18 protein-coding genes and 1 tRNA gene are annotated in these 19,226 nt (G+C 66.2%); 12 read left to right on the top strand and 7 right to left on the bottom strand.

The features are described 5' to 3' along the window. Positions 1-7: 7 nt before the first annotated feature. From BS74_RS08400 to BS74_RS08385, 4 genes are read left to right on the top strand one after another with little or no spacing between them, the layout of a single operon-like run. Positions 8-862, top strand: coding sequence for an NAD(P)H-dependent flavin oxidoreductase (locus BS74_RS08400; protein ID WP_038057858.1), 855 nt, complete (start codon positions 8-10; stop codon positions 860-862). 37 nt (positions 863-899) lie between these two features. After that, positions 900-2,612, top strand: a complete 1,713-nt coding sequence (locus tag BS74_RS08395) for an FAD-dependent oxidoreductase (RefSeq protein ID WP_038057856.1) — start codon at positions 900-902, stop codon at positions 2,610-2,612. Between the two features lie 27 nt (positions 2,613-2,639). After that, positions 2,640-3,134 carry a hypothetical protein gene (locus BS74_RS08390; RefSeq protein ID WP_038057854.1) on the top strand — a complete coding sequence of 165 codons (495 nt, stop codon included), beginning with the start codon at positions 2,640-2,642 and terminating at the stop codon, positions 3,132-3,134. A gap of 25 nt (positions 3,135-3,159) precedes the next feature. Further along, positions 3,160-3,792 carry a TetR/AcrR family transcriptional regulator gene (locus BS74_RS08385; RefSeq protein WP_038057852.1) on the top strand — a complete coding sequence of 211 codons (633 nt, stop codon included), beginning with the start codon at positions 3,160-3,162 and terminating at the stop codon, positions 3,790-3,792. A gap of 24 nt (positions 3,793-3,816) precedes the next feature. Here the strand turns inward: BS74_RS08385 and uvrA are convergent, their stop codons facing one another. Next, entirely contained in the window at positions 3,817-6,675 is a 2,859-nt protein-coding gene (uvrA, locus tag BS74_RS08380; protein WP_038057850.1) for an excinuclease ABC subunit UvrA, read from the bottom strand. Positions 6,676-6,751: 76 nt separating this feature from the next. On the opposite strand from uvrA, the gene BS74_RS08375 reads away from it, so the two are divergent. Further along, positions 6,752-7,783, top strand: a complete 1,032-nt coding sequence (locus BS74_RS08375) for an SIS domain-containing protein (RefSeq protein WP_038057848.1) — start codon at positions 6,752-6,754, stop codon at positions 7,781-7,783. Here BS74_RS08375 and BS74_RS08370 read toward each other — a convergent pair. Both BS74_RS08370 and BS74_RS08365 read right to left on the bottom strand, forming a co-directional pair. Continuing rightward, the gene (locus tag BS74_RS08370; protein ID WP_038057846.1) at positions 7,780-8,109 is read right to left on the bottom strand and encodes a tRNA-binding protein; all 330 of its coding nucleotides are present in this window, start codon (positions 8,107-8,109) and stop codon (positions 7,780-7,782) included. The genes BS74_RS08375 and BS74_RS08370 overlap by 4 nt on opposite strands. A 73-nt stretch (positions 8,110-8,182) precedes the next feature. Further along, positions 8,183-8,259 (bottom strand) — tRNA-Ile (locus tag BS74_RS08365). 81 nt (positions 8,260-8,340) lie between these two features. Here BS74_RS08365 and BS74_RS08360 point away from each other — a divergent pair. Beyond that, positions 8,341-8,532 carry a YgaP family membrane protein gene (locus BS74_RS08360; protein ID WP_038057842.1) on the top strand — a complete coding sequence of 64 codons (192 nt, stop codon included), beginning with the start codon at positions 8,341-8,343 and terminating at the stop codon, positions 8,530-8,532. 26 nt (positions 8,533-8,558) lie between these two features. After that, complete coding sequence (locus BS74_RS08355) at positions 8,559-9,092, top strand: ribonuclease FAU-1 family protein (RefSeq protein ID WP_038057838.1); 534 nt, start codon at positions 8,559-8,561, stop codon at positions 9,090-9,092. A 32-nt stretch (positions 9,093-9,124) separates the two neighbouring features. Here the strand turns inward: BS74_RS08355 and BS74_RS08350 are convergent, their stop codons facing one another. The 4 genes from BS74_RS08350 to BS74_RS08335 form a co-directional block, all read right to left on the bottom strand. Next, positions 9,125-10,144: a hypothetical protein gene (locus tag BS74_RS08350; RefSeq protein WP_038057836.1), complete on the bottom strand. Its 1,020-nt coding sequence runs from the start codon at positions 10,142-10,144 to the stop codon at positions 9,125-9,127. Positions 10,145-10,147: 3 nt separating this feature from the next. Beyond that, positions 10,148-10,696 (bottom strand): LabA-like NYN domain-containing protein, encoded by a 549-nt coding sequence (locus tag BS74_RS08345; RefSeq protein WP_038057834.1) that lies wholly within the window; start codon positions 10,694-10,696, stop codon positions 10,148-10,150. A 64-nt stretch (positions 10,697-10,760) separates the two neighbouring features. After that, complete coding sequence (locus BS74_RS08340) at positions 10,761-11,768, bottom strand: NAD(P)/FAD-dependent oxidoreductase (protein WP_038057831.1); 1,008 nt, start codon at positions 11,766-11,768, stop codon at positions 10,761-10,763. A 50-nt stretch (positions 11,769-11,818) separates the two neighbouring features. Next, on the bottom strand, positions 11,819-12,850 hold the full coding sequence (locus BS74_RS08335) for a zinc-binding dehydrogenase (RefSeq protein WP_038057829.1): 1,032 nt from the start codon (positions 12,848-12,850) through the stop codon (positions 11,819-11,821). Positions 12,851-12,974: 124 nt separating this feature from the next. Between BS74_RS08335 and BS74_RS08330 the strand changes: the two genes are divergently transcribed. The 5 genes from BS74_RS08330 to BS74_RS08310 all read left to right on the top strand — a co-directional run bounded on the left by BS74_RS08330 (position 12,975) and on the right by BS74_RS08310 (position 19,202). Continuing rightward, positions 12,975-14,723 (top strand): ABC transporter substrate-binding protein, encoded by a 1,749-nt coding sequence (locus BS74_RS08330; protein ID WP_038057827.1) that lies wholly within the window; start codon positions 12,975-12,977, stop codon positions 14,721-14,723. 55 nt (positions 14,724-14,778) lie between these two features. Further along, positions 14,779-15,762 (top strand): ABC transporter permease, encoded by a 984-nt coding sequence (locus tag BS74_RS08325; protein WP_038057825.1) that lies wholly within the window; start codon positions 14,779-14,781, stop codon positions 15,760-15,762. A 9-nt stretch (positions 15,763-15,771) separates the two neighbouring features. Then, complete coding sequence (locus tag BS74_RS08320; protein WP_038057823.1) at positions 15,772-17,130, top strand: ABC transporter permease; 1,359 nt, start codon at positions 15,772-15,774, stop codon at positions 17,128-17,130. A 72-nt stretch (positions 17,131-17,202) separates the two neighbouring features. Further along, positions 17,203-18,222 (top strand): ABC transporter ATP-binding protein, encoded by a 1,020-nt coding sequence (locus tag BS74_RS08315; RefSeq protein WP_038057821.1) that lies wholly within the window; start codon positions 17,203-17,205, stop codon positions 18,220-18,222. Further along, positions 18,219-19,202: an ABC transporter ATP-binding protein gene (locus tag BS74_RS08310; protein ID WP_038057819.1), complete on the top strand. Its 984-nt coding sequence runs from the start codon at positions 18,219-18,221 to the stop codon at positions 19,200-19,202. Before BS74_RS08315 ends, BS74_RS08310 begins: the two co-directional genes overlap by 4 nt. Positions 19,203-19,226 lie beyond the last annotated feature (24 nt).

The raw sequence follows: 19,226 nt of genomic DNA, 5'->3' as shown, positions 1-19,226 counted from the left end.
CCTCCCCATGGAGACCGCCATCACCCGCATGCTGGGCATCCGTTATCCCATCGTGGCCGCTCCCATGTTTTTGGTGTCTGGGGCCAGGTTGCTCCAGGCGGTGGCCGAGGCCGGGGCCATCGGGGTCATCCCCAGCCTGAACTTCCGCACCCATGCGGGCTTTCGGGAGTTTTTGGAGACCTTTCCCCCAGGGCTTCCCTTCGGGGTGAACCTGATCCTCAAGGACAACCCCCGCCTCGAGGAGGACCTGGAAGCGGTGGCCGAGCGCCGGGTCCCCTTGGTGGTCACCTCCTTGGGGGATCCCACCCGGGTGGTGGAGCGGGTCAAGGCCTATGGCGGGGTGGTCTGGTGCGACGTGGTGGGCCTAAGGCACGGCAAGAAGGCGGTGGAGGCCGGGGCCGACGCCCTGGTGGCGGTGGCCAGCGGGGCCGGGGGGCACGCGGGGACGGTAAGCCCCTTTGTGTTGGGGCCCTGGTTGCGGGAAGAGCTGGGGGTGCCCGTGCTCATCGCCGGAGGCATCGCCACGGGAAGGCAGCTTTTGGCGGCCCTGGCCCTGGGGGACGGGGCCTACGTGGGCACCCGCTTCATCGCCACCTTGGAGTCCGAAGCCCCCTTGGAGTACAAGGAAGCCCTGCTCAGGGCCACCCCCGAGGACATCCAGTACACCCCCGAGGTGACCGGGGTGCCCGCCAACTTCCTAAGGGAGTCCTTGGAGCGCTTCCGCCAGGGTGGGGGCAAGGCCTGGAAGGAGGTCTACTCCGCCGGGCACGGGGTGGCCTTCATCCGGGACCTCCCCTCCGCCAGGGAGGTGGTGGAGCGGCTGGTGGCGGAGTACCAGGAGGCGAAGGCCCACCTCCCTTGAGGTGGGATCCGGGACCGCTGGCCAAGCGCATCGGCCCATGCGTTTTCTTCTCCTAGCCTTTGTTTTGGGGTGGGGTCTGGCCTGGGCCCAGTACGACCTGGTGGTCTACGGGGCCACCCCCCAAGGGGTTATGGCGGCGGTGGCCGCCGCCCAGGAGGGCCTTAGGGTTTTGCTGCTGGAACCCGGCCGGGGGGTAGGGGGGGTGCTCACCCAAGGGTGGTTGGCCACCCTGGACCTGGCCAAGGACCAGGAGGGCCTTCTCCAGGGAGGGCTGTTTCGCGAGTTTTACCGCCGCATTGGGCAAGAGGCCTCCTTTGATGTGAAGCGGGCGGAAGAAGCTTTCTGGGCCATGCTCCGGGAGGCAGGAGTGGAGGTTAGGCTCCAGGCCTTCTTGGACCGGGTGGAGGTGGAGGCGGGCCGCCTGGCCCTGGTGGCGACCCCGGAGGGTCCCGTTTCCGCTCCTTACTTCGTGGACGCCAGCGATACCGCCGAGCTGGCCTTCCGCGCCGGGGCCAGCTTCACCCAGGGCAGGGAGGACACCGGCCTGGACTCGAGGCGCATGGCGGCCACCTTGGTCTTCCGGCTGGAGGGGGTTCCCTGGGGGGCGGTCTTTCTGGCCCTGAACTACGAGGGCCAGGTGCGGCGCACGGGGGCCGGGGCCTGGGGGAGGAGCGGCTGGGGCTTTGCGGGTCTGGTGCGGGGTTACCTTCCCTCCGACCCCAACCGCTATGCCCTCCGGGGCCTGAACCTGGCCCGCCAGGACGACGGCAGCCTCCTGGTGAACGCCCTCCTCCTCTTTGGGTTGGAGGGGGCGGATCCCCTGAGCCTGGAGCGGGTGCGGCAGGAGGCGGCCCTCGAGGCCGAACGGGTGGTGGCCTACCTAAGGGAAAAGGATCCCCTGCTCTTTGGCACCGCCCGCATGAGCGGGGTGGCCCCGGACCTTTACCTCCGGGAAAGCCGCCACCTCAAGGCCCTTTACCGCCTAAGGGCGGAGGAGGTTCTCCTGGGCCGGACCTTTCCCGACGCCGTGGCCTTGGGGGGGTACCCCTTGGACGGCCAGGCTTACTTCCCCGGGGAAACCCCTTACCTCCTGGGTACCCCGGCGCCCTACGGGGTGCCCTTCCGCAGCCTGGTGCCCCAGGAGTTGAGGAACCTGCTGGTGGTTTCCCAGGCGGCGGGGTTTGACAGCGTGGCCGCCTTCTCCGCCCGGGTGGTCCCCTTACAGATGGCCCTGGGGGAGGCGGCAGGGGTGGCGGCGGCCCTCTTGCGCAAGGCGCCCCAGGCGGGGCTTCTAAAGGTGCCCCTGGCCAGCTTCCACGAGCTGGCCCAAAGCCCAGGGGGCCTGGAGGCCTTGCGCAGGCGGCTTCTGGAGCGGGGGGCACGCCTTGACTCCCCGGAGAAGGGGCGGGTGGAGGCGGACCGGCCGGGCTACCGGGAGGCGGTGGCCCTCCTGCGGCGGGGCCTCTTCGCTGGGCCCTACTACCTCAAGGGGTCCTTGGGCCTCTCCCAGCCCATCCTTTTGGGGGATTTCCTGGCCAACCTGGAGCACTACCACCGGGCCAAGGGGTCTGAGGAGCGCCTTAGGGTGGTGTTGAAGGCCCGGGAGCTTTTCCAGGAGGAGTTGCAGAGGCCCATGGGGAGGTCCCTGCTGAACCAGATCCTGCAGGCCTTGGGGGAGGGCAGGTTTTCCGGTGGCGATCCCGTGACCCGGGGGGAGGCCGCCCTTCTCCTCTACCAGCTTCTGCGGTGACGGCCTGCGGTGCTAGGATGGTCCAAAGTGCTGGCCGTTTTGCTCCTTCCCGAGTTTGCCGAGCTGGAAGCGGCCATCGCCCTGGAAGCGAGCCGGCGCTTGGGGCTTCCCGCCTACACCGTGGCCAAGGGACGCAAGGGAACCCCGGCCCTGGCGGGCTCCGTTTGGACCCCCACCTACGCCTTCCCTGCGGCCCCACCCCCGGAAGCCCTCCTCATCCCGGGGGCCCAAAGGCCGGCCCGGATGGCCCGGGACCCCACCTACGTGGCCTTCGTGGAGGAGGTGTGGGAGGGTTTGCGGGCGGTGTTTTTGGGGTTCAACGCCCACCTCTTCCTGGCGGAGGTGGGCCGGCTGCCTCCCCGGGTGGCGGCCAGGGGCGAGGTGGCCCAGGTCTTGGCCAGGCAAGGCTACCAGGTGGTGGAGGCTCCCTTCCACCGGGAGGCCAAGGTCTATTCCACCCTCGGGGGGTTGTCCCTGTGGAAGGCCTTGGAGGATTGGGCACAAAAAGCGATTGAACTATGAGTTTATACGGTAGTACACTACCCCCATGACCGTGAGGGAGTATCAAAAAAAGCGCCGCCGCGAGCGGATTTTTCAGGCGGCCATGGCCCTTTTCCGCCAGCGGGGCTTCCGGGAAACCACCGCCACCGATATCGCCAAGGCCGCCCACGTGTCCCGGGGCACCTTCTTCAACTACTACCCCTACAAGGAGGCCGTGCTCCTGGAGTACGGAAGCCTCCTGTTGGCTGACCTTCGGGAAGAGGTGCGGCGTGGGCTTGCCCAGGGGGAAGAACCCCTGGCCCTGTTGCGCCTCCTCTTCCAGAGGCTTGCCGCCTTTACCCAAGGGGAGAAGGACCTCCTCTTGCCCCTCCTCTATGAGCTTTTAAACCCCGACCCCATCCGGGCCAAGGCGGCCTTCATGGCCCTGCCCTTGGGGGATTTGATCGCCGAGGTGCTCAAGCCCCTGCGGGACAGGGGGGTGGTGCGGCAGGACCTTTCCCTGGAACGCATGGGCCGCACCTTGGCCGATCTCTACTTCCTCGCCGCCTTGCGCTGGGCGGCCTACACCCCTAACCGGGACTTCGGGGAGGAGTTGGAAAAATCCATGTCCTTGGCCCTGGAGGGGATCCTGGCCCGCCACCAGCCTCCCCAGGCTTCCAGGAAATCCGCCAAGGCCTAAGGGTCCCCCTCAGGAGAGGGGCAGTTAATCCGCCGCCACCTTCAGCCTCTCGGCGATTTCGGGGATCTTGGCCAGGAAGAGCCCCGTGGGGCTTCCCGAAAGGGCCACCTCCTCCGGGGTGCCCTCGGCCACGATCTCCCCGCCCCGGTCGCCCCCTTCTGGGCCCAGGTCGATCACCCAGTCAGCGGTCTTCACCACGTCCAGGTTGTGCTCGATGACCACCACGGTGTTGCCCGCATCCACCAGGCGGTGGAGCACGGAGAGGAGCTTGGCCACGTCCTCAAAGTGGAGGCCGGTGGTGGGTTCGTCCAGGATGTAGAGGGTGCGGCCCGTGGCCTTGCGGCCTAGCTCCGTGGCCAGCTTGATCCGCTGGGCCTCGCCCCCGGAAAGGGTGGGGGAGGGCTGGCCCAGGCGCATGTACCCCAGGCCCACGTCCACCATGAGCTGGAGCTTGCGGGCGATGGTGGGAACATTTTGGAAAAACTCCAGGGCTTCCTCGACGGTCATGTCCAGCACGTCGGCGATGCTCTTGCCCCTGAGCTTGACCTCAAGGGTTTCCTTGTTGTAGCGCTTGCCCTTGCACACCTCGCAAGGCACGTAGAGGTCGGGCAGGAAGAGCATCTCGATCTTCACCGTGCCGTCCCCGCCACAGGCCTCGCACCGCCCCCCCTTCACGTTGAAGGAGAAGCGGCCTGGGCCGTAGCCCCGCTTGCGGGCCTCCGGGGTCTTGGCGAAGAGGTCGCGGATCTCGTCAAAGATCCCCGTGTAGGTGGCGGGGTTGGAGCGGGGGGTGCGGCCGATGGGGGACTGGTCGATCTCGATCACCTTGTCCAGGTGCTCGAGGCCCTCCAGGGCGTCAAAGGCTCCGGGGGTGGCCTTGGCCCGCATGAGCCTTTGCGCCAAGGCGGCGTAGAGGATGTCGTGGATCAGGGTGCTCTTTCCCGAGCCCGAAGGCCCCGTCACCGCCACGAAGCGGCCCAGGGGGATGCGCAGGGTGACGTTTTTCAGGTTGTGCTCCCGGGCCCCCCTTAGGACCAGCCACTTGCCGTTTCCCTTCCTGCGCTCCCTGGGCACGGGGATCCGCTTCTCCCCCCGCAGGTAGGCCCCGGTGAGGCTTTTGGGGTTCCGTAGGATCTCCTCCAGGGGGCCTTGGGCCACCACCTCCCCCCCGTGGATCCCGGCCCCGGGCCCCATGTCCACGATCCAGTCCGCGGCCCGCATGGTCTCCTCGTCGTGCTCCACCACGATCAGGGTGTTGCCAAGCCCCTGGAGCCGCTTCAGGGTTTGGATGAGGCGCTGGTTGTCCCGGGGGTGGAGGCCGATGGAGGGCTCGTCCAGCACGTACAAGACCCCGGTGAGCCCCGACCCCACCTGGGTGGCCAGGCGGATGCGCTGGGCCTCGCCCCCGGAGAGGGTGTTGGCCGCCCGGTCCAGGGTGAGGTAGTCCAGGCCCACCCCCACCAAAAACCCCAGGCGCTCCACGATCTCCCGCAGGATGGGCCGGGCGATCTGGGCCTGGAAGGGGCTGAGCTCCTCCTCCAGGTTCTGGAAGAAGGCCAGGGCCTCCCGCACCGGCAGGGCGGAAACCTCGGCGATGTTCTTGCCCGCCACCCGCACCGAGAGCACCTCCTTCTTGTAGCGGGTGCCCCCGCACGCGGGGCAGGGCTTCAGGGACATGAAGCCCTCCAGGAACTCCTTCACCCCCTCGGACTCCGCCTCCTGGTACCGCTTGGTGAGCCAGGGGATGACCCCCTCGTAGTGGACCTCCACCCGGAAGGTCTCCTTTCCCCCGCGGCGGAAGACCACCTCAAAGGGCTCGGGAAGCCCGTGGAGCACCGCCTGCTTGGCCTCCTCCGGCAGGTCCTTGAAGGGGGTCTTGAGGTCAAAGCCCAGGTGCTCCGCCAGGGCCCTAAGCCGGTCCCAAAGGTAGCTACGGCCCGTGTCCCGCCCCCGGGCCCAGGGCAGGATGGCCCCCTCGGCCAGGGAGAGCTCGGGGTTTACGATCAGCTCGGGGTCAAACTCCTGCTTGTACCCAAGGCCGGAGCAGGCGGGGCAGGCCCCGTAGGGGGCGTTGAAGGAGAAGATGCGGGGCTCCAGCTCCTCCAGGACGCTTCCGTGCTCGGGGCAGGCGAACTTCTCGGAGAAAAGCTCCTCCTGGCCGGAGTCCGGGTAGAGGACCCGCATGAGCCCCTCCCCCCGGAGGAGGCAGAGCTCCACCGCCTCGGCGATGCGGGGGCGCTCCTCCTCCTTGAGCACCACCCGGTCGATCACCAGGTCAATGTCGTGCTTCTCGTACTTTTCCAGGTTCAGCCCCTGGGCCTCCTCCAGGAGGTAGATGACCCCGTCCACCCGCACCCGGGCGTAGCCTTCCTTCAGGAGTTGCTGGAAAAGCTTGCGGTACTCCCCCTTCCTGCCCCGCACCAGGGGGGCCAGGAGGATGGCCCGGGTGCCCGGAGGCTTCTGCAGGAGGCGGTCGGTGATCTCGCTGGCGGACTGCTTCTCAATGGGGCGGCCGCACTCCGGGCAGTAGGCGGTGCCGATGCGGGCGTAAAGGAGGCGGAGGTAGTCGTGGATCTCCGTCACCGTGCCCACGGTGGAGCGGGGGTTGTGGCTGGTGGTCTTCTGGTCAATGGAGATGGCGGGGGAGAGGCCCTCGATGCTTTCCACCTCGGGCTTGTCCATGACCCCCAGGAACTGGCGGGCGTAGCTGGAGAGGCTTTCCACGTAGCGCCGTTGCCCCTCCGCGTAGATGGTGTCAAAGGCCAGGGTGCTCTTGCCCGAGCCCGAAACCCCGGTGATGACGATGAACTTGCCCCGTGGGAGCTCCAGGCTGATGTTCTTGAGGTTGTGCTCCCGCGCCCCCCGGATGACGATGCGGTCCATCCGTGGAAGTATACCACCACCTTCGGGCAAGGACCAGGTGGCAAGAGGGAACTTCCCCATGGCCTATAGTGGACTCATGGCCTCTTGGATGCGCGCCGAGGCGGAGGAGGCGCCTAAGGTCATTGAGCATCTCCTTAGGGAAAACGAGGCTGAGGTGCGAAGCCTGGCCCGCTTCCTGAGGCGGCGCCCCCCGGCCCTCACCCTTACCGTGGCCCGGGGGAGTTCCGATCATGCGGCCCTTTTCGCCAAGTACCTCCTCGAGGCCCGCCTGGAATGGCCCGTCCTCTCCTTGGCCCCTTCCGTCCTCACCCTTTACCGGGCCAGGCCCCGGGTGCCCTTTCCTTCGCTTCTCCTGGCCTACAGCCAAAGCGGGGAGAGCCCGGACCTCCTGGAGGCCGTGGCCGCCTACCGGGCCCAGGGGGTTCTCACCGTGGCCTTGGTGAACCGGGAGGATAGCCCCCTGGCCCGCGGGGCGGAGGTGGTCCTTCCCCTCCATGCCGGGGAGGAGAAGGCGGTGGCGGCCACCAAGAGCTTTCTTGCCATGCTGGCCGCCACGGTCCACCTCCTGGCCCACCTGGTGGAGGCCTCCCACCTGCGCCAGGCCCTGCCCGCCTTACCCGAGGCCCTGCACCGGGCCTTGGACACCGTGGGGGAGCTGGATTACCTGGTGGATGCGGAAAACCTTTTCCTCCTGGGGCGGGGGTTCACGTATCCCCTGGCCCTCGAGGCGGCCTTGAAGCTCAAGGAGGTGGCGGGGCTTCATGCGGAGGGGTTTTCGGCGGCGGAGTTCCTGCATGGTCCCCAAGCCCTTTTGGAGGCGGGCTTTCCCGTGCTGGTCTTGGCGCAAAGGGATGAGACCCTGGAGGGCCTGCTGGCCACCTTGGCGGGGCTAAAGGCGAAGGGGGCTCACCTCCTCCTTCTCTCCCCGGAACCCGATGCCCTGGCCCTGGCGGACTCCCCCCTGGCCCTGCCCGTGGCCTCCGAGCCCGAGCTCACCCCTCTTCTTCTGGCCCAGGCCTTCTACCCCAAGGTGGAGGCCCTGGCCCGGGCCCGGGGCCTGGACCCCGACCGGCCCCGGCACCTCACCAAGGTGACCCGGACCCTTTAGAAGACCTTCTCCCCCAGGGGCACCTCCCGCTCCACGGTGAGGAGGACCACCCGGCCCTCCCCATCCTTAGCCCCCAGGACCAGCACCTCGGAAAGGAAGCCGGCAATGGAGCGGCTTCCCAGGTTCACGGCACAGACCACCAGGCGGCCCACCAGGTCCTCGGGGCGGTAGAGTTCCGTGATCTGAGCCGAGCTTTGCTTAACCCCCAAGGGCCCCAGGTCAATCCAAAGCTTGTAGCTGGGTTTGCGGGCTTTCTCGTGGGGTTCGGCCCTCAGGATGCGGCCGATGCGGAGGTCCAGGACTTGGAAGGCTTGCAGGGCGTCCACGCCCTGAGTTTAAAGGTGGGTTCGTGCCCCTTGGGCGCAAGACCCGCCCCCTGGCGAGGGCGGGTCCCGTCCTTGGTGGGCCGTGCAGGACTTGAACCTGCAACCAACCGGTTATGAGCCGGCCGCTCTGACCGATTGAGCTAACGGCCCTAGCCGAAGGCCTATTGTAGCACAAGGGGGCCTGAGGCCAAACTGGGGGTCTAGGGTATAAGCTAAAAGCGGAGGTGGAACATGACGGTGAACGAGAGCACCACCGACCGGGTCATCCGTTTCGTCTTGGCCTTGGTCCTCTTCTACTTCGCCTTCCAGTCGGCCTCGCCCTGGAACTGGATCCTGGGCATCGTGGGCGTGGTTTTGCTCTTCACGGCGGTCACCGGCTTCTGCGCCCTTTACAGGGTCCTGGGCATCAGCACCAAGAAGTAGGCCACCGGGTGCTTTAGGTTTTGCGGATGGGGGCCGCGGTCTGGCCGGTTGCCCCCGGGGATTGGGTACGGGTGGAGTTTTACAAGTACCCCGGGGATAGCCTTCACTACCTCTGGGAGGCCCAGGTGGTGGAGGTGCGGCCCGAAGGCGTCCTGACCCTTTTGCCCCAGGGGGGCGTTTTCCACCACGTGGCCAAGGGCAAGAAGGCGGTGCTGGACCACGATGCCTATGTGGCCTTCTTCCCTGGGGCTTGGTACTCCGGGGGGCCGGACGTGCGCCAAGGCCGGGTGTTGGAGTACTACTGGAACGTCCAGACCCCCGCGGAGTGGACGGGAAGGGGGTTTCGCCAGTACGACCTGGAGCTGGACGTGCGTTGCCGCGCCGACCACGTCTGCCAGGTGTTTGACCGGGAGGAGTTCTTGGCCAAGCTTCCCCTTTACCCCAAGGCTTGGGTGGAGGAAGCGGAAAAGGCCGTGGAGGCCATCTTCCACCACATGCGGCAAGGGAGGTGGCCGGTGCTCCCCCCTGGGGAACCCCTTCCCTGGATGGAGCGGATCTAAGCGCCCCGCCCTGGCTTGGGCCCCAGAAGGGCTTAGGGGGTGAGGGCGGGTAGGGAAGAGGGAGGCGTCTCCTTGGCTCCCGGCCCCCAGGCCTTGAGGGGGATCAGGGTCTGCCCTGCCAAGTGCCAGCGCCCCTCCAGGGCCACTTGGTAAAAGAGGCCCTTGAAGAAGCCGTGGAAGCTGTCCTCCCAGGTTTCCAGGTTCTGGGCCCTAAGGGGGTAGTTGTGCCAGGCGGGGCCCAGGTAGTAAAGCCAGGGGTCCTCCAGGGGGCGGGTGTCCCATGGGGGAAGGCCGAGAAGGGCGTTGAAGTACCCCCGGAGCCGGCTTGCGGTGAAGAGGAGGTTGAGGTAGGGGTTCTCCAGGGCCTTCCTGGCCTCGGTTTCGGTCCTGGGAAAGGGTTGGGCCGGGTCCCAGGCCCCGAAGAGGCGCAGGCGGTCTTGTTGCTTGAGGGCGTCCTCCCAGCTCATCTGGGCCAGGCCCAGGGTGCGGCTCAAGGGGGCGTGGCCCTGGACCTCCGCCAGCCCTTGGGCGAGGCCGTCCGCCGCTTGGCGCACCCCCCGGGAAAGCCCCAGGGCCTTGTCCCCGCCGTACTGCTCGTTGTCCACGATGGCGGCCAGCACCCCGTAAGGGATGCCGAGGGCGTAGGCGGCGGCGCGGATCTCCTGGGCGTGGGGGAGCACGTGGTGGGGGGCGGTGGGCAGGCCCTCGAGGTCCACCTTCTGCCCCCGCCGGGCCTGGCCGATGGCCTCCACCCAGCGCTTGGCGGCCAGGAGGGCGCCCTTGGGCTCCGGGTAGGCGGACCGCTTGCCGGAGCGCTGGTTTCTGAGCTCGAGGCGGAGCAGGCGGTCGTAGGCCCGGGCGGCCTTCTCGTCCAAAAGGAGGTGCAGGCTGGCCTTCAAGCCCAGGTGGAGGCTGACCCAGGCTTCCCGTTGCGCCTTGGGGTAGGGGAGGAGGTCCCTGAGGCTGGGGGAGGGGGGTAGGGTAGGGGGAAGGGGAAGGGCCAGGTACAAAAGGCCCGCTGCCAACAGCACCAGCCAGGGGCCTGGGGGCATGGGTTAGGGCTGGGCGTCCTCCACCGGGGCAGGGAGCACCTCCACCGTGGCCTCCACGGGGTAGCCCACATAGGTGCGGCGCCCCCCCAGGGTTCTCTCCAGCACCTCCCGCCACTCGGGGAGGTTTAGGAAGCGGTCCGCCTGGTTGCGGAGCTCGAGGTCCGCAAGCTCGTGCACGCCCAGGAGGTGGATCTCCTTGCCCATGGCCCGCAGGGCGCTAAAGGTGTGGGCCAGATCCCCCGAGCCGCTGGCCACGATGGCCCGGTCCCAGCGGGGGGCGGTGGTGAGGAGGTCCGTGGCCATCATGGCCTCAAACCGGGCATCCCCCCGCACCAGACGGCTACGCACCGTGTACCCCATGAAGACCAGGGCGTCGATGAAGCGTTGCTGGCGTTCGTCCTCGGGGTCGGTGATGGGGACGTAGTAGAAAGCGTTGTAAAGCTGCTCCGGGGTGGCGAACTGGGTGAGAACCCGGCGGTGGTCCACATTCCAACCCAGGCGTTTGGCGGCCAGGTACATGTACGACCCGTCAATGAAAAGGGCAACCCGCATATGCCCCATCTTAGGACAAAGAGGGGCCCCGGGGTAGCCCGGGGCCTGAAGGGAGGAGGGGTCTTTAAGCGGGGGCTTTCTCCTCGGCCTTTTCCGAGGAGTGGCCGGGGTTGACCTTCAGGGCGGGGTTGGCGTAGGCGGCGGCGTGGTTGGCGGCGATGGCGGCCTCGCCGAAGCCCAACACGATGAGGGGGAGTTTCCCCGGATAGGTGACGATATCCCCGCAGGCGTAGACCCCGGGGATGCTGGTGGCCATGGTGGTGTCCACCTTGATCTTGTTCTTTTCCAGCTCCAGCCCCCAGTTGGCCAAGGGCCCCAGCTTGGTGAGGTAGCCCGCCAGGATCAAGACGGCGTCCACCTCCAGCTCCTTTTCCTCCTGGGTGGCGTTGTGGAAGATCACCGCCTTTTCCACGCGCTCCTTCCCCTCAATCCGCCGCACCTCGTAGGGGGTCAGCACGGTGAGCCGCCCTTCCTCGTGCGCCTTGAGGAGCTCCTTCACGCTGGCCTCGTGGGCCCGGAACTGGGGCCTCCTGTGGATCAGGGTGATCTCCCGGGCGGTACCCAGGAGGTTCAAGGCCCAGTCCACGGCGCTATCCCCACCCCCCACGATCAGGACCCGTTTCCCCTGGAACTCGGCCTTGGTTTTGACCGCATAGTAGACGCCCTTGCCCTCGAGCTCCTTTTCCCCTGGAGCCCCCAGGCGCCGGGGTTCAAAGGCCCCCACCCCGGCGGCGATGATCACCGCCTTGGCGGTGTAGGTGTTGCCGGAGGAGGTGGTCACCTTGAAGAGTTCCCCGTCTTTTTCCAGGGTTTCCGCCCGCTCCCCCAGGCTGTAGATGGGGTGGAAGGGGGCCACCTGCTCCACTAGCCCCTTCACCAGGTCCTTGGCATACACCTTGGGAAAGCCCGCCACGTCGTAGATGTACTTCTCTGGGTAAAGGGCGGCGAGCTGCCCCCCTGGTTCCGGCAGAGGGTCCAGGAAGCGGAAGGTGAGCCCCCGCATGCCCACGTAAAAGCCCGCGAAAAGCCCCGCTGGCCCGGCGCCGATGATGATCACGTCTGTGTGCTCCATGGCCTCACCTCTCCCCGGCATTTTACGCGCTCCGCTAGGGAAACGTGTCCTCAGTCCACCTGCAGGACCACCTTGCCGAAGACCCGCCTCTCTTCCAGGAGGCGGTGCCCCTCGGCCGCCTCTTCCAGGGGGAGTACCTGCCCCACCACCGGCTTGAGCTTGCCTTGCTCCACGAAGCGCAGGATGGGGAAGAGGCGGCTTTTGGAGCCCATGGTGGAGCCTAGGATGGAAAGTTGCCGGAAGAACACATGGGCGAAGGGAAGGGTGCCCTCGTACCCCGAGGAAGCTCCGGCGATGGCAATCCTGCCCCCATTGGCCGTGGCCCGGATCACCCCCTCAAAGTAAAGGGCCCCGGTGTGGTCCACCACCTTGTCGGCGCCCTTCCCGCCGGTTAGGCGGCGCACCTCCTTGGGCCAGTCGGGGTGGGTGTAGTTCACGGTTTCATCGGCTCCCAGCTCCTTGGCCTTCCTGAGCTTTTCCTCCGAGCCTGCGGTGGCGATAACCCTGGCCCCGAAGAGCTTGGCGATCTGGATGGCGGCCACGCTCACCCCGCTGCCCGCAGCCATCACCAATACCTCTTCCCCAGGACGCACCTGGAGCTTGTCCACCACCATCTGCCAGGCGGTGAGGAAGGTGAGGGGAATGGCGGCCGCCTCCACGAAGGAGAGGTTTTGCGGTTTCCTCACGAGATTGACCTCGGGCACCACCAGGTACTCCGCGTAGGCTCCCCAGCGATGCTCCCCCAGGATCTCGTACCGGGAACAGAGGTTATCCTCCCCCGCCAGGCAGCGCTCGCAGTGCCCGCAGGAGAGGCCGGGGTTCACCACCACCTCGTCTCCCGGAGCGAACCCCGTGACCCCAGGGCCCACCGCGTCCACTACCCCGCTGGCGTCAGCCCCTAGCACGTGGGGTAAGGGAAGTTTGGGGCTGGCCACCCCCTTGCGTACCCAGATGTCCAGGTGGTTGAGGGCTGCAGCCTTTACCCGGAGGCGCACCTCTTTGGGACCGGGCTCGGGGGCGGGGACCTCCCCGGGCTTGAGCACCTCCGGGCCGCCTCGAGCCTCCATCAGGATTGCCCGCATGTCCCCTCCTTATAGAGGGGATTTTTCCATGGCCCCCTTCTGGGGTCAAGGTTGGCCCCTCACCCTTGACAGGGTCCAAGGAGTGGGGGTACCTTGACCAGCGTAAGGTTTCGGGAGGAGACCTATGAGGAAAGCTTTCTGGTTGGCGGCGGCTTTAGCTTTAGCCGGCGTGGCCAGCGCCCAGACCTTTGTCTGGCCCCAGAAGTGGACCGTGGCCAAGCCCTCTGAGGTGAAGCGGGGAGGTACCCTGAGGCAAGCGACGATCTCCGACTACCGCACCTTCAACCCCTTCATCACCGCCGAGGCGGATAACGTGCCGGCCACCATCTCGGGGGCCAGGGGCCTGGTCATCCGCGACCCCACCACTGGGGACTGGATCCCCTACATGGCGGAGTCCTTCAGCGTAAGCGCCAACAAGCTGGAGATCACCTTCAAGATCCGCAAGGGCATGAAGTGGTCGGACGGCCGTCCCATCACCGCCGACGACTGGATCATGACCTGGCGCATCCACACGGATAAGGCGGTGGGGTCCAACAGGTACGATGACTTCTTTATTGACGGCAAGCCCATCACCCTGCGCAAGATTGACGACTACACCATCCGCTTCATCTACCCCAGGACGGATGCGGATGCCTTTAGGGTGGCCAGCTTTGCGCCCTGGCCGGCCCACATCTTCGGGCCCGTTTACCAGAAGGATGGGGCGGAGGGCATCAAGAAGATGTGGACCCTGAACGAAAAGCCCGAGAACATCGTGTCCGGGGGTCCCTGGCTCATCGAGAGCTACCGCCCGGGGGAGCGCCTGGTGCTGAAGCGCAACCCCGCCTTCGGGGAGTGGAACAAGGACGCGGCGGGCAACCCCCTGCCCTACCTGGACCGCTACGAGATCAAGATCGTCAAGGACACCAACGCCCAGCTGGCCGAGTTCCTGGCGGGGAACATCGACGTCTTTGCCCCCTCCACCGTGGACCACATCTCCCAGGTGCGCCAGGCCATCCAGCAAGGCCGCTTGGACGCCACCCTCAAGGTGAACGCTTCCCCGGTGGCCAGCAGCCAGTTCATGGTCTTCAACTGGAACAAGGCCTCGGATCCCTTCAAGCAAAGCCTTTTCCGCTCGGATAAGTTCCGCCGGGCCATGAGCCACATCGTGAACCGTCAGGCGGTGGTGGACATCGTCTACGGCGGTCTGGGCACCCCCATGTACACGAGCGTTTACCCCGTGCTTACCCAGTGGATCAACCCCAAGGTGCCCAAGTACGAGTATGACCTCCGGCAGGCGGCCAAGCTCCTTGCCGAGCTCGGCTTCATCAAGAAGGACCGGGAGGGGTACCTGGTGGACTCCCGGGGGCGGCGGATTGAGTTTAACCTCGCCACCAACGCCGGCAACACCCAGCGGGAGCAGATCGCCAAGCTGATCGTGGACGAGGCCAAGAAGGTGGGGGTCAAGGTCAACTTCCAGGCCATAGACTTCAACACCCTGGTGGGCCAGCTCCTCTCCTCGGGCCCCGACCGGCCCTTTGACGCCATCATCATCGGCCTCACCGGCGGCGGCCTCGACTGGCCCTTTGGCCCCAACGTGGTGCCCTGCAAGGGTAACCTGCACATGTGGAACAAGTCGGGCCAGTGCCTGGATCCCAGGGAAACCCAGCTGGATGCCCTTTACTCCCGTGGCCGCACCGAGCTGGACTTCAAGAAGCGGGTGGAGATCGGCTACCGCATGCAGGAGATTGAGGCCCAGCTCCTGCCCGTCATCTACATCGCCGGGCCCAACTACCACCCCGCCTGGAACAACCGCCTGGGTGGGGAGCACCCCGATGCCATCATCAGCAGCATCTGGGGCCAGCGGGAGCTGGAGCTGACCTTCATCAAGAAGTGAGCTAGCCGTAGGGTATCCCCGGGGTCTATCGGCCCCGGGGATACTTTGGGAAGCCATGACCGCATATATCCTTCGCCGAATCCTGTACCTGATCCCCACCTTCTTCGGGGCTACCTTCCTGGCCTTCCTCATCATCCAGCTGGCCCCGGGGGACTACCTGACCCAGCGGGAGCTGGATCCCAAGGTAACCCCGGAGACCATCGCCCGCCTTAGGGCCCAGTTCGGCCTGGACCGGCCCATCTACGAGCAGTACCTCCTCTGGATGAATAACCTCCTCCACCTCAACCTGGGCTACTCCTTCGCCTTCCAGGCGCCGGTCCTGGAGGTGATCTGGCCCCGGGTGGTGAACTCCATGGTAATCGTCATCCCCTCCACCCTTCTTCTGTACCTGGTGGCCATTCCCATCGGCGTCTATGGGGCGGTGCGCCAGTACTCCTTGGGGGACAGGATCCTTTCCTTTCTGGCGTATATCGGGCTTTCCGTGCCCAGCTTTTTCCTGGCGCTCATCGCCATCTACGTGCTTCTCCAGATCAAGTTCCGCACGGGTACCCTTATCTTTCCGGTTTCCGGCATGACCAGCAGCGGCTTTGAGCAGATGCCGCCCTTGCGCCAGATCCTGGACATCGCCTGGCATGCGGTGGTGCCTGTGCTGGTGGCCACCGCCAACGATATCGCCGGGCTTTCCCGCCTCATGCGGGGGCAGATGCTAGAGGTCTTGGGGCAGGACTACATCCGGACCGCCCGGGCCAAGGGCTTGGCCGAGCGGGTGGTCCTCTACAAGCACGCCTTTCGCAACGCGGTGATTCCCTTTGTGGCCACCTTGGGCGGGCTTCTTCCCAGCCTGATCTCGGGAGCGGGGTTCGTGGAGGTGGTTATGGCCTGGCCGGGTATTACCCCCTTTTTCCTGGACGCCATCGCCAACCAGGACCTTTACGTGATCGCCGGTTTTCTCACGGTGAGCCTGGTCCTCTTGATGATCGGCAACCTCATCTCCGATCTCCTCCTGGCCTGGGTGGACCCCAGGATCCGCTACGAATAGGGGTGATCTGTGGAACGCCTTTCGTCTTCTACCGCCCGCACCCAGCTGGTTTTGCGCCAGTTTCGCAAGCACCGCCTGGCGGTCTGGGGCGGGCGCATTCTTCTGGTGCTTTACCTGATGGCCGCCTTCGCCGGGTTTTTCAGCCCCTACGATCCCAACTACTATGAGCTCTATCCCCCCAAGGGGAACCACCCGCCCACCCGAATCCACTTTGTGGACCCCGAAACGGGAAGGCTCAGTCGGCCTTTTGTCTACGCCACCAAACCCAGCATTGATCCGGTAACCCTCCAGCCCCGTTACGAGGAGGATCCATCCCAGGGCAAGTTCTACCTGCGCTTTTTCGTGCGAACCCCCGACCAGCCCTACACCGTCTTCAAGGTGTTCCGCTCCGACCTAAGGCTCATTGGGGTGGATCCCCCGGGGCGCATCTTCCTTATGGGTACGGATAACTTTGGCCGGGACCTCTTCAGCCGCATCGTCTACGGTGGGCAGGTTTCGCTCACCATCGGGATCCTCTCGGCCTTGGTCTCCTTCGCCTTGGGGCTCCTTTTAGGGGGGATCGCCGGCTACTTCTCCGGGCGCCCCTTCGCCCTCTCCCTTCCCCCCAGGGCGTGGCGGGGCCTTGGGTTGGTGCTGGGGCCTTTGGGCCTCCTTCTGTGGGTGGCCGTGGCCATGGGGGCCTTGTACCTGGCCTGGTCCTTCGTGCGGCTGAGCCCGGGCAAGGAGTGGTTCTCCTACGGGATCGACGGCTTGGTTTTGGCCTTGGGGGTGGGGGCGGCGCTGGCGATCCTCCGGCGGGTCTTCCGGGAGCCCCTCCGCTTGGACCCCGACGACCTCATCATGCGCACGGTGGAGATCATTGCCGCCATTCCCAGCCTTTTCCTCCTCATCTCCTTGCGGGCGGTCTTCCCCACCAACGTGGATCCCCTCCTCACCTTCTACCTGGTGGTGGGCCTGCTGGGCTTCATCGGCTGGGGAGGGCTGGCCCGGGTGGTGCGGGGGATCGTCCTCAGCGTGCGGGAGATGGACTACGTGCAGGCGGCCAGGGCCCTAGGGGCCTCGGATTCCCGCATCATCGCCCGCCACATCCTGCCCGCCACCGCCAGCTACGTGATCGTGAGCCTTTCCCTCACCATCCCCGGCTTTATCCTGGGGGAAAGTGGGCTTTCCTTCCTCGGGCTTGGGGTCACGGAGCCCTACACCAGCTGGGGCCTCCTCCTCCAGGCGGCCCAGCAGGGGGGGTTTGCCTCCTTTACCGACCGGCCTTGGGTGTTGTGGCCCGGGTTTTTCATCTTCCTTTCGGTGCTGTCTTGGAACTTTTTGGGCGATGGCCTGCGGGATGCCTTGGACCCCAGGCGGAGGCAGTAGGCCCTTCTCTTTTGGCCCGGTATGGCGTATAACGGGTGAGGTGTTTTGAGGGCAGAGCCCGAAGGAGTGCGCATGGACGAAAAGCGGTTACTGGAGGTGAGAGACCTTAAAGTCCACTTCTTCACCGACGATGGGGTGGTGAAGGCGGTGGACGGGGTTTCCTTCCATGTGGACAAAGGGGAAACCCTGGCGGTGGTGGGGGAGTCCGGTTCGGGGAAGAGCGTGACCGCCCTCTCCATCATGCGGCTCATCCCCACGCCTCCAGGCAGGATCGTGGGCGGGGAGATCCGCTTCCGGGGCAAGGACGGGCAGGTGCGGGACCTGGCAAAGCTTTCGGAGGCGGAGATGCGCCGCATCCGGGGCAACGACATCGCCATGATCTTCCAGGAACCCATGACCTCCTTGAACCCCGTGTACACGGTGGGGGACCAGATCGCCGAGGCCATCATGCTCCACCAGGGGAAAAGCCGCAAGGAGGCCATGGAGCTGGCGGCCCACATGCTGGACCTGGTGGGCATCCCTGAGCCCAAGAAGCGCCTTGCCAACTACCCCCACCAGATGTCCGGCGGGATGCGCCAGCGGGTGATGATCGCCATGGCGCTTTCCTGCAACCCTTCCTTGCTCATCGCCGACGAGCCCACCACCGCCTTGGACGTGACCATCCAGGCCCAGATCCTGGAGCTGATGAAGAAGCTCCAGGAGGAGATCGGCATGAGCATCCTTTTCATCACCCACAACCTGGGGGTGGTGGCGGAGATGGCGGACCGGGTGGTGGTGATGTACGCGGGCCGGGCGGTGGAGCAGGCGGACGTGGTGCCCCTCTTCAAGGAGCCCCTGCACCCCTACACCCGGGGGCTTCTCCACTCCGTGCCCCGGCTGGACCTGGCGGCGGAGCATCGGGAGCGCCTCGAGGCCATCCCGGGCAACGTACCCAACCCCTTGTACCTGCCCCCGGGTTGCGCCTTCCACCCCCGGTGCAAGCACCACGTGGAAGGCCTTTGCGACCGGGAGGTGCCCCCCTTGGAGGAGACGGGTGATGGCCGCCAGGTGCGGTGCGTGCGCTGGCGGGAGATCCGGGAGGTGCGGGCATGAGGGAAAACCATGTCCTCCTGGAGATCCAGGACCTAAAAAAGCACTTCCCCATCCGCGGCGGGATCCTCTCCCGCGTGGTGGGAAGCGTCAAGGCGGTGGATGGGGTTTCCTTCGCCATCAAGAAGGGGGAGGTTTTGGGCCTGGTGGGGGAGTCGGGTAGCGGCAAGACCACGGTGGGCCGCACCCTCCTGCGCCTCATCGAGCCCACGGGGGGGCGCATCCTCTTTGACGGGCAGGACATCACGGACCTTCCCAAGGACAAGCTCCGCCCGTACCGCCGCCGGATGCAGATCATCTTCCAGGACCCCTTTAGCTCCTTGAACCCCCGGATGACCGTGGGGGATATCATCGCCGAGCCCCTCATCATCCACGGGATCGGCAAGACGCCCCAGGAGCGCACGGAGAGGGTGGCGGAGCTTTTGAAGCTGGTGGGGCTTTCCCCGGACCACATGCGCCGGTATCCCCACGAGTTCTCGGGTGGCCAAAGGCAAAGGATCGGCATCGCCCGTGCCCTGGCGGTGGCCCCGGAGTTCATCGTGGCCGACGAGCCGGTTTCCGCCCTGGACGTGTCCATTCAGGCCCAGGTGGTGAACCTCCTCATGGACCTGAAGGAGGAGCTGGGCCTCACCCTCCTCTTCATCGCCCACGACCTGGCGGTGGTGGAGTACATCTCCGACCGGGTGGCGGTGATGTACCTGGGCAAGGTGATGGAGATCGCCTCCTCCCGGGAGCTTTACCGCAACCCCAAGCACCCCTACACCGAGGCCCTGCTTTCCGCGGTGCCCATCCCTGACCCCACGGTGAAGCGGGAGCGCATCGTCCTCCAAGGGGATATCCCCTCGCCCATCAACCCCCCGTCGGGCTGCGTTTTCCGTACCCGGTGCCGGTACGCCCTTCCCGAGTGCGCCCAGGTGGTGCCGGAGCTTAAGGAGGTGGCCCCCGGCCACTTCAAAGCCTGCATCCGGGACGACATCCTGTAGGTCTTGGGGGAAAGGCCCCGGCGG

Source organism: Thermus amyloliquefaciens (genome assembly GCF_000744885.1).
GTDB classification, from domain to species: domain Bacteria; phylum Deinococcota; class Deinococci; order Deinococcales; family Thermaceae; genus Thermus; species Thermus amyloliquefaciens.
Note: the sequence above shows the minus strand (reverse complement) of the source record. Positions and strands in the feature narration are given on the sequence as shown.

Excerpts from the sequence above, each read along its gene's own strand:
- BS74_RS08400 (WP_038057858.1), top strand. The coding sequence starts at position 8 with ATGGAGACCGCCATCACCCGCATGCTGGGCATCCGTTATCCCATCGTG.
- BS74_RS08395 (WP_038057856.1), top strand. The coding sequence starts at position 900 with ATGCGTTTTCTTCTCCTAGCCTTTGTTTTGGGGTGGGGTCTGGCCTGG.
- BS74_RS08385 (WP_038057852.1), top strand. The coding sequence starts at position 3,160 with ATGACCGTGAGGGAGTATCAAAAAAAGCGCCGCCGCGAGCGGATTTTT.
- uvrA (WP_038057850.1), bottom strand. The coding sequence starts at position 6,675 with ATGGACCGCATCGTCATCCGGGGGGCGCGGGAGCACAACCTCAAGAAC.
- BS74_RS08375 (WP_038057848.1), top strand. The coding sequence starts at position 6,752 with ATGGCCTCTTGGATGCGCGCCGAGGCGGAGGAGGCGCCTAAGGTCATT.
- BS74_RS08360 (WP_038057842.1), top strand. The coding sequence starts at position 8,341 with ATGACGGTGAACGAGAGCACCACCGACCGGGTCATCCGTTTCGTCTTG.
- BS74_RS08355 (WP_038057838.1), top strand. The coding sequence starts at position 8,559 with ATGGGGGCCGCGGTCTGGCCGGTTGCCCCCGGGGATTGGGTACGGGTG.
- BS74_RS08350 (WP_038057836.1), bottom strand. The coding sequence starts at position 10,144 with ATGCCCCCAGGCCCCTGGCTGGTGCTGTTGGCAGCGGGCCTTTTGTAC.
- BS74_RS08345 (WP_038057834.1), bottom strand. The coding sequence starts at position 10,696 with ATGCGGGTTGCCCTTTTCATTGACGGGTCGTACATGTACCTGGCCGCC.
- BS74_RS08340 (WP_038057831.1), bottom strand. The coding sequence starts at position 11,768 with ATGGAGCACACAGACGTGATCATCATCGGCGCCGGGCCAGCGGGGCTT.
- BS74_RS08335 (WP_038057829.1), bottom strand. The coding sequence starts at position 12,850 with ATGCGGGCAATCCTGATGGAGGCTCGAGGCGGCCCGGAGGTGCTCAAG.
- BS74_RS08330 (WP_038057827.1), top strand. The coding sequence starts at position 12,975 with ATGAGGAAAGCTTTCTGGTTGGCGGCGGCTTTAGCTTTAGCCGGCGTG.
- BS74_RS08325 (WP_038057825.1), top strand. The coding sequence starts at position 14,779 with ATGACCGCATATATCCTTCGCCGAATCCTGTACCTGATCCCCACCTTC.
- BS74_RS08315 (WP_038057821.1), top strand. The coding sequence starts at position 17,203 with ATGGACGAAAAGCGGTTACTGGAGGTGAGAGACCTTAAAGTCCACTTC.
- BS74_RS08310 (WP_038057819.1), top strand. The coding sequence starts at position 18,219 with ATGAGGGAAAACCATGTCCTCCTGGAGATCCAGGACCTAAAAAAGCAC.